Genomic DNA, 12,376 nt, shown 5'->3' on the forward strand with positions numbered 1-12,376 from the left:
CGGCTCACACCTCCCCCCGCTACATTTCCGGAATAATCGTAAGCACCAGACTCAAAAATTTCTCGCGCACCCGATCCGTCGTTTCCATAACTTCATCATGCGACAGCGGCTGATCCAAAATGCCGGACGCCATATTGCTGATGCACGAAATGCCCAGCACTTCCAGTCCGGCATGTCTGGCCACGATCACTTCGGATACGGTGGACATGCCGACGGCATCTCCTCCCAGGGTCCGCAGCATCCGGATTTCCGCCGGCGTTTCGTAAGACGGGCCCAGCAGCCCCACATAGACGCCTTCCTGAAGCGGAACCCCCGCTTTCTCTGCGGTCTTGCGGGCCAAATCACGCAGCCTCCGGCTGTAAGCCTGCGACATGTCGGGAAACCGGGGACCCAGTTCATTGTCGTTCTGCCCGATCAGAGGACTCGTTCCGGTCAAATTAATATGGTCGGAAATCAGCATCAAATCGCCAGGCTGGTAGGAAGTATTGATTCCGCCCGCCGCATTGGTAACGAGCAGCTTTTCCACGCCAAGCTCCTTCATGACCCGGACCGGGAACGCGGTCAATTCAGGGCCGTAACCTTCATACATATGGAAGCGGCCTTTCATAAGTACAACCGGCGCGCCGTTCAAGGTACCGATCATCAATTCCCCGGCATGCCCTTCAACCGTCGATTGGGGAAAATAAGGGATATCCGAATACGGAATGCTAACCGCCCCTTCGATATGGTCCGCCAGGACGCCCAGTCCCGAACCGAGAATCAAGCCGACCTTCGGTGAAGTTTCCGTTTTGGAACGGATGTAGTCCGCCGCCTCGCGGATCATGCCAATCGTAAGTACTGTCGCCATTGTTCATCTCTCCCGTTCTTATTTCAGTAAGCGCAAAAAGCTTTTGCCATGTTCGGTGCCGTAAACGCCGAAATTGTCGGCGATGGTCGCCGCCAGATCGGAATAGGTCGACCGCACGCCCAGGTCCCCCGGTGTGGTCAGTCCTTTGCCATACACCAGGATCGGCACGTATTCCCGCGTATGATCCGTACCCGGATGCGTCGGGTCGTTCCCGTGATCCGCGGTGATGATCAGCAGATCCTTCTCGCCCACCCGCTCCATCAGATCGGGCAACGAGGCGTCGAATTCCTCCAGCGCGCGGGCATAGCCTTCCGGATCGCGGCGGTGCCCGTAAAGCGAGTCGAAATCGACCAGATTCGTAAACAGCAAACCGTTAAACGGACGTTCCATCAAGCGCTGCGTTTCGTCGATGCCGTGGCGGTTGCTTTTGGTCGGATAGGATTCGGTAATGCCTTCCCCGGAAAAAATATCGTTGATCTTCCCGACCGAAATCACCTCCTTGCCGGCATGCTTCAACGCGTTCAATACGGTCGGCGCCGGCGGGGTAACGGCATAATCGTGCCGGTTGCTCGTCCGCTTGAAAGCGCCCGGCTGCCCGACAAAGGGTCTGGCGATGACCCGGCCGACCGAGTGCTCCGGTTCAAGGGTCAGACGCCGCGCCACTTCGCAGGCGCGATACAGTTCATCCAGCGGGATGATCTCTTCGTGGGCGGCGATCTGAAATACGCTGTCCGCGGAAGTGTAGACGATCCAGGCCCCCGTTTTCATGTGCTCCTCGCCAAGCTCGTCCAATATCTCCGTGCCCGAAGCCGGTTTGTTCCCGATGATCTTCCGGCCGGTCTCCTGCTCGAATCTCGCGATCAAATCCCGCGGAAAACCGTTGGGATAGGTTTGAAAAGGGGTGTCGATTTTAAGCCCCATCAATTCCCAGTGTCCGGTCATCGTGTCTTTGCCCGAAGAAACTTCAGCCATTTTGCCGAAATAAGCCGCCGGAGCATCGACCGGATTCAAGTGGGGCAATTCCGCAATATTGCCTAGCCCCAATTTTTGCAGATTCGGCAGCTTCGTGCCGGGCACCCGCTCCAGAATATGTCCGAGCGTGTGCGAGCCCTTATCGCCAAATTTGACGGCGTCCGGGGCTTCCCCGATTCCTACGCTGTCCAGGACGATTACGGTGATTTTATCGAAACGGTTTTTATGTTCCATCTTCGTCACTCCTTCAATCTTTGCTGTTAGTTATCCCTGTAGCGGCCAAATCCATTCCCGACTTTGCCGCAGCTACGCATCAGGGTCTTGAACGGCTTCCCTGACCCGGGCTCTGGGATGAAAATGATCATAGACCGACTTCAGATTGGGCCTCGCCTGGCTCAAGTAAATCTGAAGTGTCGCCATATCGGCATGCCCGAGCATCTCTTGAACGGATTTTATATCCGCTCCCCCCTGAAGCAAATGGAGCGCAAAGGAATGACGCAACGTATGGGGAGTGATCTCTTTGGCAATGCCGGCTTCGCGGCTATACTTCTTTATCACCTTCCAGAAGCCCTGCCGACTCATTTTGCCCCCGGTCCGATTGGGGAATAAGGGGGATTCGGGCCCATTCGGTTCCCAAACGGGGCGTACCTGCTGCAAATACCGATCCAACCAATCGGCAGTGATCCGTCCAAAGGGAAGCACCCGCTCCTTTCCCGCTTCCCCGGAACAGCGGAGAAAACGGACGCGCGTATCGATATCTCCTACCTTGAGCGAAATCAGCTCGCTGACCCGAACCCCCGTCGCGTACAGCAGTTCCAGCATGGCCCGATCCCGGAGGCCTAACGGGGTAGCGGTCCGGGGCATGTCCAACAGCTTTTCTGTCTCCTCCACGGTCAGCACCGCGGGCGGATTTCTGTCGAGCCTGGGCAGTTTTACTGTGGTAAAAGGATCTCGGCCAATGACCCCTTCCTGGACCAGATACTGAAAAAAAGCACGCAAGGACACGGATACCCGCATAACGGTTGCCGGAGCTTTCCCCCGATCCCGCAGCGCCGCGAAATACAGCATGATTCCCGCCTTCGACACCTCATTGAGCCCCTCGGTTCCCCGGCCCCGCAAATACGCCAGGAATTGCGTTACATCCCTCCGGTAGCTGTCCAGCGTGGAGTCGCTCAAAGCTTTTTGCCTTGCCAAATACGAAATAAAAGAGGCTGCATATTGCTCCATCGTTTCAGCGCCTCCCTTTGACTCTGTCGAATATTGTCTTTTTATGAACATTCCTAATATACATCAATTCAACATGCCCATACCATTTCCCTGCCTGAATATACGCTTTATTCGCCAATCCAGAAAAACAGTTTCAAACGATCCGCCATACGTTCCACGCCCGTGGCTTCCGGAGACTCGGACTGAAACACTTTGATCGCCGAGCCCTCGGGAACACGGTATTTGTCCGGCGGAAATACGAAGCTCTCCAGCAGACCGATGGCTTGATACAAAATGTAAACAAGTGCCATAAATATTAAAGCATACTTTACGGATGTAAGCCATTTCCTTAGTGAAATCACCATAACGGCCTCTCCTTTCCATAACTTGCAGCCCTTCCGATCACGCTTGCACTTGTAACAACGAAAGGCTTTTGTACAGTATATAAAAAAGTATGGACGATTATGAGCCGAAGTCTCTCCCGGACAGACAAAAAAAGCCCCTGACGGCGAGAACCGTTCGGAGCTTTGTTTATTATGATTTCTTATTGCCGTTTCCCGGCTCACCGTTCTTATCCTTGCAGCGGTAACAGATGCCTTGAAAATCCAGCCGATGATCCAGAACCGTAAAGTTGAATTCCTTCTCCAGCCGCTCTTCCAGCGGCCCCAGCCAATCTTCGCGTATTTCGTCCATGGCGCCGCACTGCACGCAGATTAAATGATGGTGATGATGTTTGGTCGTATCCGTCCGCAAGTCGTAACGGGCAACGCCGTCCCCAAAGTTAATTTTCTCCACAACATGAAGCTCGCTTAGCAGCTCCAATGTCCGGTATACGGTCGCCAGACCGATTTCCGGGGCTTTATCCTTCACCAGCATGAACACATCTTCCGCGCTAAGGTGGTCATCTTCGTTTTCCAGCAGGACTCGAACTGTGGCTTCTCGTTGGGGTGTCAACTTATACCCGTGGGATTGCAGCTGTTGTTTAATTTTTTCAATCTTTGCTTCCATGTTCTCCCCCCCAGGATCTGCCGCAAGTCGCACTTGAATCACTTCTACCATTATAGGGGGTCACAATCAACAAAGTCAAACATTAACTACAGCTGCCTGCCCAGTTGCATCATATGCTGACCCATTAGCGATATACGTTTTCCTGTGTTCAAAATAAGATTTCTTTCTTGTTTACCTTCAAGCCGGACAGCGACCGATCAAACATGTCAAGAATGAATAAGAATCGTTCGGCTTCCCGAAAGACGTGATCTGCCAATAACGGGTGAATGATACTTTTGATTCGACATTCTTCAATTAAGTCACGCGCTGTTTTCTTAAAATCGCGCAATGATTTGACTGAAACGCGGTTTTCATCAACAAATTGACTTAAAAGCGGATGCGTTTGCGACTCTGGGCGCATGGAACTTAAATCAATGGCCTGATACAACAGCATATCGAATTCATGACTGAACTCCCTTGCTTGTTCCACCAGTTTTCGTTCAGAAGGATCAAGCAGATGCCCTATAAACTTTGCGTGATCAGCCATGATTTTCAGGAAAAAGACATTTTCATCGATGATCGCATCAGGCAATGGTTCAAGTCTCCCATTATTGAGCTCCTCCAACCGGTTACTGAAATACCTCGCTTCCCGGCTGACATGGTCTACAAGCAGAGGAAAATTTGTTCCACCAGGGAGTTTACAGCGTAGTATCAGCCCAAGTACCTTCCTCTTAAACGCCCAAATATGTGTTGCGGCGTTGTGAACTTCCGAATTAAACTGTCTAATAGTTTGGGGATCCGTATCCGCTTGAAAAGAATGGGCTCTTCTTTCGATATCCTCAAAGATCGCATAAAATTGATTAGCTTCGTTAATTAACTGCGTGTCTTCACACCTGAACCCTAATCGAAGAAAAAAGGAATGTTCTTTCATAATGCGTGACCAAAAACGCACCTCGTCCAAGGATCGCACAACAAAAGGATCCGACAACAATATCCCTCCATTCACTTTACTGAATAAGACAATCCCTAAAATTGACTGTTAGCAAAGTATATGGTGGCGGCAGGCTTCGATATGCTGAAGGAATGAAAAAAACATCCCCCTACAAGCCAGTCTGGGCGATCAAAGGCGTGACCCACGACATCATAACAGGAGTAACAAAAGTTTCGAAGGAGGACACCGCCAACAAAACAGCGGCCATAGCCAGCGTCAATCCGGTATAAGACAAAAACGGCCGGGCCGCGGCTCCTTTGCGGTTCAACAGCACCCGGCTGCGGATAATCCCCAGCGAGAAGCTGACAGCCGCCACGCTGGCGATCAGGAGCGCCGGAATGACGATCAAGTTGTGCGGAGCCACGGAAACCAGCGCAAACAACAGCCCTTTCCAGGTAAATTGCCCGACGAGACAGCCGACGGTAAAGCCGATCAGTACGCCTTTGAGAAAATCCAGAATCAGGATGCCGGGCAGTCCGATAACGGACAGGCCGAGCAGCCAAATCAAACCGAGCCACTTGAGGTGCAGCGCCGCAACCTCCCAGTAAGACATCGGCTGAAAGCTCTCCCCTCCTTCATTCACGGAGATGAAGAAATCCCCCAAATAACGGGACAGATCCTGCTGCTGTTCCAAAGTGAGCGCATTGACCATCAACGCGCCGAATACGACCCCCATCAGAAAGAGTACGGAGACAAATACGTACAACGGGGTCTGGTCCTTCAAGGTATGACGAAACGGCTCCAGCATAGGCGGCCCTCCAAGCTTGATTCATCTTAGTCCGGCGCAAAAGAACATCTCTCCCGTCTTTCCGCTCACTTTAAGGTATGAACAAGCCGTGTCGCATATGCCATTCTTCCGGCCGGAAGGAGGGAACCTCACGGCTTGGACACTCTGCCGTATTTGCCCCCGCCTCCCGATTCCAGCAGGAGAGTCCCGCTCCGGGCCGCGGCGATTTTGCCGGCAAGCTCAGTTCCCACCGCGCCCGCCAGCTCCTGTTCGGGCACCCGGTGCAAAATGTTCATCTCCGTCCCGAAGGTGTCAAGCAGAAGCTCATACTTGGCCGGACCAAGTCCCGGGATAAATTCCAGCGGGATCTGATAGTGATAGTCCGGGCGATGCGCCGGCACCCGGGGCTCCGTGCGGTCGGCGATCGACAGGATCCGGTCAAGCACGCCGCGGACCAGCTTGGGACTGCCGCAGTAGGGGCAGCGTTCCACCGTTGCCTCGGTTTCCTCAACGATAAAATTGCAGCCCGAGCAGTACGTCCGGTGATATTTGCCCAGCCGCGGGTTCAAACCGTAGTTGCCCGCAACCTTTCTTCCCCCGGTTCTTTGCAAGGCCTTTTCGAACTCCCGGTAACTCGGCTCGCGCAAAATCAGCTCATTGTATTCCCGTCCGATTTTCCCCAGGGAATGCGCGTCGGAATTGGTCAGGATCGTATACCGATCGAGCTCGCTGATCCAGCCGGCCATCTCGCTGTCGGCAGAAAGTCCCAGCTCCACCGCGCTGATCAGCTCCGGATCAAGCACATCAGCCATACGCGGGGCACAGCTGCCGTAAATGCTCCGGTGCGGCGTGAAAATATGCGCCGGTATCACCATGCCCCCACGGGCGTACACTTCCTCTTGCAAAGCTCGCGCGGGGGCATAAACGCGCTGGGAGCTGAGAGTGACGTTTTTCATTCTCTTTTCCAACCAGCCCGTAAAAGACCGGATCGTTTGTAAGTCCGGGAAGAACACCAGCAAATGCGCGGGCCCCATGCCCGGTTCCCGGATTTCCAGCTCGCTGCCGAGCAAAATGGTCGTTCCTTTGTAGGCGATACCTCCGTCCGGCAATTCCCGCATTTCCCCATGCCCCAGGCTCGCGGCAATATCCTCCTGAACCCCGGGGGAATGGCAATCGATAATGCCGACAAGCTGGATGCCTTTTCGCTCGGCCGCCTCTTTGGCGATGTTGGCGAAGGTGAGGTCCCGGCTTCCGCTGATTTTTACGGGCGCTCCTTTTCCGGTTCTTCCGATGTGAATGTGCAGGTCCGCGAAAAAAGAAGACAATCCACCGTTGGACGCCTGTGTCATTTTCCCGTCTCCCGGGCCCGGATCAATTGAAGCTGCCAGATGTAAGCCGCCAGAATCGTCTTGGCATCCGAGATCCGGCCCTCACCGATATAACGCTGCACTTCCTCATATGTCGCCTCGATCACTTCCAGAAATTCATCTTCATCCGGGGCCATATCCCCTGCGGTTAATTCCTCGGCCAAATAAAGGTGGATGATTTCATCGGCGAAGCCCGGTGAGGTGTAAAAGGAGTGGAGAAGCGTCATTTGGGCGCATTGATAGCCCGTTTCTTCCCGAAGCTCCCGGCGGGCGGCCTCCATCGGGTCCTCCCCCTTCTCCAGTTTCCCCGCGGGAATTTCCAGTTCACAGCGTCCCAATGGCTGGCGAAATTGATCAACCAGCAGAAGACGTCCGTCCTTCACCGCCAAAACGGCGACGGCCCCCGGATGGCGGATGATTTCCCGCGTACCCGTCGAGCCGTCCGGCAGCTCCACGGTGTCGATTTGCAAAGAGATCACTTGTCCGCTAAATAGCGGCTTTGTGGAGATCGTTTTCTCGATCAATTTTGGATTCGAATTTGTCACTTTAAAACTCCCCCTGTCATAACTTGTCCCTTGCGAACATATGGTGTTATTATACCAAACCCGAAATAAAGGAGCATGGCGATGAAAAGCTATTTTTCCGTAAACATGATGTGCTTTCAGGGCAAAGCCTGGCAAATCCGGATTCTTCTGTCCCAATGGAAAAAAGAAGCCGGAGCATCTGCAACGGTCGCTGACCTCCTGCACCGCTACGGATGCAAATAGGAGGGAGTACATGAAAGAATTGAGCAAAAATCAAGGAGCCTTTCTTTCCTCGGAAGAGCCGGGGAGGAACGCCCTTGTCCCTGACGCGGAAACCCGTTTGCTGGAACAAGGAACCGCTATGGGTCGGAGCGGAGCTTCCGATCCGAAAATCGCCGGGGAACTGGCTCAGACCTTGGAGCACATGGGCATCCCAACGGATGCGGCAAAAGCGGTGCTGTTCCGGACCCTTGTCCGGCTCGGCGCCTACCGCCAGGCCCGGGATTGCTATGGCGGTCTGCTGAACCCGACGGAAGAAACGTTTCTGTTGTATCTCCGCTGCCTTTTTCACTGTGGGGAACCGAAGCTGGCCCGGGATGAAATATGCGCCCGAAAACAAAGGATCTCCCAATGTTCGGAAAGCAAACACTTTAAAGTGGAACTCGACCGCCTTGACCTGCTCGCCCGGCTGATCCTGGATTGGAAGGGGGAGCGCATATCAGGGAACCCCCGAAGCCTGGAGGAGAACACTGCATTGATTCAGTGTGCCGTCGAGTCGGGACAAATTACGATCGCGACGAAGCTGGCCGCCGGCCATATTGACGATCCTTATCTTGCCTGCGCTTTGATCCGGACCCTTTATGCGGAAGGGTATGTGGATCGGGCGAGGGAATGGCTCGCCCAGCTCGAAATGCCCTTGCTTCAGGAAGGTCCGCCTCCATACCGTGAAATCGCCTATATTTATGGGGAAATGCGTTATGACGAGGGTCTTTATGATGAGGCCGCCGCCATTTTTGAACGGTTGGCCGCCTCAACCCCCGACATGGCTGAAGCGCGGTTTGCCGCCTGCTCCTGTTTTCTGCACGCCGCCGTATCACGCCTGACCGGACGCGTTGCGCTGTATCGTCCGGATGAGGCGGAACGGGCCAAAATCGAGAAGCATCTGAACGAGCTTTATCAAGCCCTGCGGATGATCTCCTCCGTGCCGTGGCACACGGATTGGACTTACGCGCAACGGCGAAATTTCCCCCGTCAAGCCGACGGTACCCGGCCCCATTGAAAAAGAAACAGCCGCCGGGTTCGAAATGACGCTTTTCCGGGCGGCTGTTACAGTATTTACTTTTGGGTGAGGGACTGGTTGACGATCTCCAGAGCATACTCCGCCACTTTTACGAGATCCTCGCTCTTGATCCGCTCTTCTGTGGTATGGATATGCTCATAGCCGACAGCCAAATTGACGGTGGGAATGCCCAAGCCGTTAAATACGTTGGCATCGCTGCCCCCGCCGGAAATAAACGTGCTGCCGGACATCCCCAGCCGTTGAGCGGCTTGCTTCGCCAGTACCACCACTTCGTCTTCTTCCGCAAAATGGAACGCCGGATAAGCCAAACCGCTGCGAAATTCATAACGGGTTCCGTACTCGCCGCAGACCGCTTTCACCGCTTCCTCCATATTTTCAATCTGCCGGTTGATCTTCTCTAGTGAAGTACTTCGCGCTTCTGCATACAGAACTACATGATCCGGCACGATGTTCGTCTCTCCGCCGCCCACGAACTTACCGACATTCGCGGTTGTCGTCTCGTCAATACGCCCCAGCTTCATTCGCGCGATCGTTTTGCCCGCGACTTGAATCGCGCTGATGCCGTCTTCCGGGTTCACGCCGGCATGCGCCGATTTGCCGAAGATTTCAATCTCGATTTCCGCCCGGGTGGGCGCGCCGATGCAGATGGAACCGACCTCCCCGTTCGAGTCGATGGCGAAGCCGTATTTTGCGTCCAAAAGGCCCGGCTGCATCGCTCGGGAACCGGCCAATGCCGATTCCTCGCCGGCCGTGATCACAAACTGGATCTGACCATGCGGCAGGCCGTTCTCCCGCAACACCTGGATGACTTCCAACAATGCGGCAACGCCGGCTTTGTCATCCGAGCCGAGAATCGTCGTGCCGTCGCTGCGGATATAGCCGTCATCGCCGATAACCGGTTTAATCCCTTTCCCCGGCACCACCGTATCCATATGGCAGGTAAACAGAAACGGCCGAACCTCTGACTTCGACGCATCGCTCGGACTCAGAGTGGCGACCAGATTCCCCGCCGCATGACCGGTACGGACCGCCGAATCATCCTCGACGACCGTAAGCCCAAGCTCCGTAAATTTGGTCGTCAGGAAATCGGCAATCTCGCGTTCATGTTTCGTTTCGCTGTCGATTTGAACAAGCTCCAGAAATTGCCGGATAAGCCTTTCTCGATTGATCACTGGACTTTCCTCGCTTTCTTATTTACGATATTATAATTAGGAATGCTTCAAATTTATGTGCATGAAGGAGATTATTTGCGCTATGAAAAATAAATGGTTCAAAATCGTTGTTTACGTGATGCTGTTCTCCATGCTCGCCTCTACACTGATCGTCTTGTTGGAGCCGTTCTTCATTCGCTGACTTTCTTGCCCCATAGGTCTCCCGTATATCCGAACAACTCGGTAAAATACGGCACGATCCCACGTGCCGTTTCCTCCACATCGAACCTGCCCCCGGTAACGTCCTCCAAGGAAGTCACGCCATACTCCTGAATGCCGCAAGGAATAATACCCCGAAATCCCTCCCGGCCAATCCCGGCTTTGACGTTAAGCGCAAACCCGTGGCTCGTGACAAAACCTTTGCGCTGGCGGCATTTATTGAATTTTACGCCGATGGCGCAAATTTTTTCGTCCCCTACCCAAACCCCGGTATATGCCGGTTTCCGGGAACCTTCGATACCGAAGCTCTCGAGATAATTGATTATCACCTGTTCCAGATTACGCAAATACCCGTGTAAATCCAGCCCTTTTCCCGCTTCAAGATACAAAAGAGGATAGCCTACCAACTGACCGGGGCCATGGTATGTAATATCCCCGCCGCGGTCGATTTCAAACAGGGCGATGCCTTGTTCACGCAGCTGCTCGGGTCCGAGCAGAAGGTGCTCGGGATGCCGCTGCGAGCCGATCGTATAGGTCGGCGGATGCTGAAGAAGCAGCAGGTGTTCCCCCTGCTGCTGTTCATCAATGGCCCGAACGAGCTGCTTCTGCTTTTCCCAAGCCTCTCCGTACTCCATCTCGCGGATGTAAGAAATATGCAAGGATTTCGTCATTGCCGCTGCCTCCAGATCAATAGACTTGCGTGTCAAGCGAATAACTTTCCATGTTGTCTTTTACGCGCTGCATAAACCTCCCGCAAATTACACCGTCCAGAATGCGGTGATCGAGAGACAGGCACAGATTGGCCATCGACCGGACGGCAATCATGTCGTTGATGACAACCGGCTTCTTCACGATGGATTCGAAGGTCAAAATCGCCGCCTGCGGATAGTTGATGATCGGCTGCGTCAAGATCGAGCCGAAAGAGCCCGTATTGTTGACCGTAAAGGTGCCGCCCTGCATATCATCGAGCTTCAGTTTGCCAGCGCGAACTTTGGTCGCCAGCTCTTCGATCTCCCGGGCCAGTCCGGCGATATTTTTCTGATCGGCCTTCTTGATGACCGGAGTCAGGACCGAATCCTCCGTCCCCACGGCCAGGGAAATGTTAATGTCGCGTTTGACGATAATTTTATCTACGGCCCAAACCGAGTTCATGATCGGATAATCCTTGATCGCGCTCACGACCGCTTTAAGCAGGAAGGCCAAATAGGTCAGGTTGACCCCTTCTTTGCGCTTGAACTCGTCTTTGATTTTGTTGCGGAGCTGGACGAGGTTCGTCACGTCCACCTCAATCATCATCCAGCCGTGCGGAATCTCCGACACGCTCTGGCGCATCCGGGTTGCAATCGTATTGCGAATCGGCGTGACGTCGATAAAATACTCGGAACGGTCTTCGCCCTCAACTTCGATTGTCGGGATGCGCGGTGTTTCGGTCAAATGCAGGCCGGAATGGCGGACCGGTTCGGAAGCCGCCCGGCTCAAGTCCGCGTCGACAGAAATCGCCGGCGGGGCTGCGGCCGGCTGCGGCGCCGGATGTGAAGCCTGACTGCCGGCGGCAGGCTGTACCGGTGCCTGAGTCGGCGCCGGGACGGATGTTCCTCCGCCGCCGCCCGCAATATAGGCGAGCACATCCTTGCGCGTAATCCGGCCGCCCAGCCCGGTGCCGGGCACGGACCGGAGGTCGACGCCGTGCTCCGCGGCCAAGGTTTGGACCGCCGGCGAGTAGCGGTGACGCTGCGAGCCTTCCCCGGCTTCGACCGCCGGGACGGCAGGATCGGGAGCTTCGGTCCGCGCTACGCCTGGAGCCGCCGGGGCCACAGCCGCAATTTCCGTCTCGATCCGGCAGATCACGGTACCGACCGAGATTTCCTGACCTTCCTCCGCCAGAAGCTCGCCCATGATCCCGTCCAGGGTCGACGGAATCTCCGCATTCACCTTGTCCGTAATCACCTCGCAAATCGGTTCATACTGCTCAACCCGGTCACCCGGCTTCTTCAGCCACTTGCCGATCGTGGCCGAGACGAGCGATTCCGCGAGTTGAGGCATAACGACATCGGTTAGTTGTTTGTTGCTTGACATATCCGCATT

15 protein-coding genes are annotated in these 12,376 nt (G+C 54.6%); 3 read left to right on the forward strand and 12 right to left on the reverse strand.

Features of this window, described 5'->3' with window-relative positions:
• Positions 1-19 precede the first annotated feature (19 nt).
• From V4U88_RS02530 to V4U88_RS02570, 9 genes are all read right to left on the reverse strand, one after another.
• Positions 20-847 carry a purine-nucleoside phosphorylase gene (locus V4U88_RS02530; protein ID WP_334071649.1) on the reverse strand — a complete coding sequence of 276 codons (828 nt, stop codon included), beginning with the start codon at positions 845-847 and terminating at the stop codon, positions 20-22.
• 18 nt (positions 848-865) lie between these two features.
• Positions 866-2,053, reverse strand: a complete 1,188-nt coding sequence (gene deoB / locus V4U88_RS02535; RefSeq protein WP_334071650.1) for a phosphopentomutase — start codon at positions 2,051-2,053, stop codon at positions 866-868.
• Between the two features lie 72 nt (positions 2,054-2,125).
• Entirely contained in the window at positions 2,126-3,046 is a 921-nt protein-coding gene (gene xerD, locus V4U88_RS02540) for a site-specific tyrosine recombinase XerD (RefSeq protein ID WP_334071651.1), read from the reverse strand.
• 107 nt (positions 3,047-3,153) lie between these two features.
• Positions 3,154-3,390 carry a DUF4227 family protein gene (locus tag V4U88_RS02545; protein WP_334071652.1) on the reverse strand — a complete coding sequence of 79 codons (237 nt, stop codon included), beginning with the start codon at positions 3,388-3,390 and terminating at the stop codon, positions 3,154-3,156.
• A 169-nt stretch (positions 3,391-3,559) separates the two neighbouring features.
• Positions 3,560-4,033 (reverse strand): ferric iron uptake transcriptional regulator, encoded by a 474-nt coding sequence (gene fur, locus V4U88_RS02550; RefSeq protein ID WP_148451837.1) that lies wholly within the window; start codon positions 4,031-4,033, stop codon positions 3,560-3,562.
• Positions 4,034-4,181: 148 nt separating this feature from the next.
• Positions 4,182-4,943, reverse strand: coding sequence for a DUF2935 domain-containing protein (locus V4U88_RS02555; protein ID WP_442951866.1), 762 nt, complete (start codon positions 4,941-4,943; stop codon positions 4,182-4,184).
• Between the two features lie 169 nt (positions 4,944-5,112).
• On the reverse strand, positions 5,113-5,751 hold the full coding sequence (gene spoIIM / locus V4U88_RS02560) for a stage II sporulation protein M (RefSeq protein WP_334071654.1): 639 nt from the start codon (positions 5,749-5,751) through the stop codon (positions 5,113-5,115).
• 128 nt (positions 5,752-5,879) lie between these two features.
• The gene (locus V4U88_RS02565) at positions 5,880-7,079 is read right to left on the reverse strand and encodes an endonuclease Q family protein (RefSeq protein WP_334071655.1); all 1,200 of its coding nucleotides are present in this window, start codon (positions 7,077-7,079) and stop codon (positions 5,880-5,882) included.
• On the reverse strand, positions 7,076-7,642 hold the full coding sequence (locus V4U88_RS02570; RefSeq protein ID WP_334071656.1) for an NUDIX hydrolase: 567 nt from the start codon (positions 7,640-7,642) through the stop codon (positions 7,076-7,078). Before V4U88_RS02570 ends, V4U88_RS02565 begins: the two co-directional genes overlap by 4 nt.
• Before the next feature lie 81 nt (positions 7,643-7,723).
• Here V4U88_RS02570 and V4U88_RS02575 point away from each other — a divergent pair, with 81 nt between their 5' ends.
• A complete protein-coding gene (locus tag V4U88_RS02575) occupies positions 7,724-7,864 on the forward strand; it encodes a Z-ring formation inhibitor MciZ (protein WP_334071657.1) in 141 nt (46 codons plus the stop codon).
• Positions 7,865-7,874: 10 nt separating this feature from the next.
• Positions 7,875-8,900: a tetratricopeptide repeat protein gene (locus tag V4U88_RS02580; protein WP_334071658.1), complete on the forward strand. Its 1,026-nt coding sequence runs from the start codon at positions 7,875-7,877 to the stop codon at positions 8,898-8,900.
• Between the two features lie 56 nt (positions 8,901-8,956).
• Here V4U88_RS02580 and V4U88_RS02585 read toward each other — a convergent pair whose 3' ends face one another.
• Complete coding sequence (locus V4U88_RS02585; RefSeq protein ID WP_334071659.1) at positions 8,957-10,093, reverse strand: M20/M25/M40 family metallo-hydrolase; 1,137 nt, start codon at positions 10,091-10,093, stop codon at positions 8,957-8,959.
• An 82-nt stretch (positions 10,094-10,175) separates the two neighbouring features.
• On the opposite strand from V4U88_RS02585, the gene prli42 reads away from it, so the two are divergent.
• A complete protein-coding gene (gene prli42, locus V4U88_RS02590) occupies positions 10,176-10,274 on the forward strand; it encodes a stressosome-associated protein Prli42 (RefSeq protein ID WP_334071660.1) in 99 nt (32 codons plus the stop codon).
• Here prli42 and lipB read toward each other — a convergent pair.
• Positions 10,264-10,962: a lipoyl(octanoyl) transferase LipB gene (lipB, locus tag V4U88_RS02595; protein ID WP_334071661.1), complete on the reverse strand. Its 699-nt coding sequence runs from the start codon at positions 10,960-10,962 to the stop codon at positions 10,264-10,266. The genes prli42 and lipB overlap by 11 nt on opposite strands.
• A 16-nt stretch (positions 10,963-10,978) precedes the next feature.
• Entirely contained in the window at positions 10,979-12,367 is a 1,389-nt protein-coding gene (locus V4U88_RS02600) for a dihydrolipoamide acetyltransferase family protein (protein ID WP_334071662.1), read from the reverse strand.
• Between the last annotated feature and the right edge of the window lie 9 nt (positions 12,368-12,376).

The organism is Paenibacillus sp. A14 (assembly GCF_036864815.1).
Lineage (GTDB): Bacteria > Bacillota > Bacilli > Paenibacillales > Paenibacillaceae > Fontibacillus > Fontibacillus sanfengchensis.

Bases quoted from the DNA above. Each gene is read 5' to 3' on its own strand.
- V4U88_RS02530 (WP_334071649.1), bottom strand. From the start codon at position 847: ATGGCGACAGTACTTACGATTGGCATGATCCGCGAGGCGGCGGACTAC.
- deoB (WP_334071650.1), bottom strand. From the start codon at position 2,053: ATGGAACATAAAAACCGTTTCGATAAAATCACCGTAATCGTCCTGGAC.
- xerD (WP_334071651.1), bottom strand. From the start codon at position 3,046: ATGGAGCAATATGCAGCCTCTTTTATTTCGTATTTGGCAAGGCAAAAA.
- V4U88_RS02545 (WP_334071652.1), bottom strand. From the start codon at position 3,390: ATGGTGATTTCACTAAGGAAATGGCTTACATCCGTAAAGTATGCTTTA.
- fur (WP_148451837.1), bottom strand. From the start codon at position 4,033: ATGGAAGCAAAGATTGAAAAAATTAAACAACAGCTGCAATCCCACGGG.
- V4U88_RS02555 (WP_442951866.1), bottom strand. From the start codon at position 4,943: ATGAAAGAACATTCCTTTTTTCTTCGATTAGGGTTCAGGTGTGAAGAC.
- spoIIM (WP_334071654.1), bottom strand. From the start codon at position 5,751: ATGCTGGAGCCGTTTCGTCATACCTTGAAGGACCAGACCCCGTTGTAC.
- V4U88_RS02565 (WP_334071655.1), bottom strand. From the start codon at position 7,079: ATGACACAGGCGTCCAACGGTGGATTGTCTTCTTTTTTCGCGGACCTG.
- V4U88_RS02575 (WP_334071657.1), top strand. From the start codon at position 7,724: ATGAAAAGCTATTTTTCCGTAAACATGATGTGCTTTCAGGGCAAAGCC.
- V4U88_RS02580 (WP_334071658.1), top strand. From the start codon at position 7,875: ATGAAAGAATTGAGCAAAAATCAAGGAGCCTTTCTTTCCTCGGAAGAG.
- prli42 (WP_334071660.1), top strand. From the start codon at position 10,176: ATGAAAAATAAATGGTTCAAAATCGTTGTTTACGTGATGCTGTTCTCC.
- lipB (WP_334071661.1), bottom strand. From the start codon at position 10,962: ATGACGAAATCCTTGCATATTTCTTACATCCGCGAGATGGAGTACGGA.
- V4U88_RS02600 (WP_334071662.1), bottom strand. From the start codon at position 12,367: ATGTCAAGCAACAAACAACTAACCGATGTCGTTATGCCTCAACTCGCG.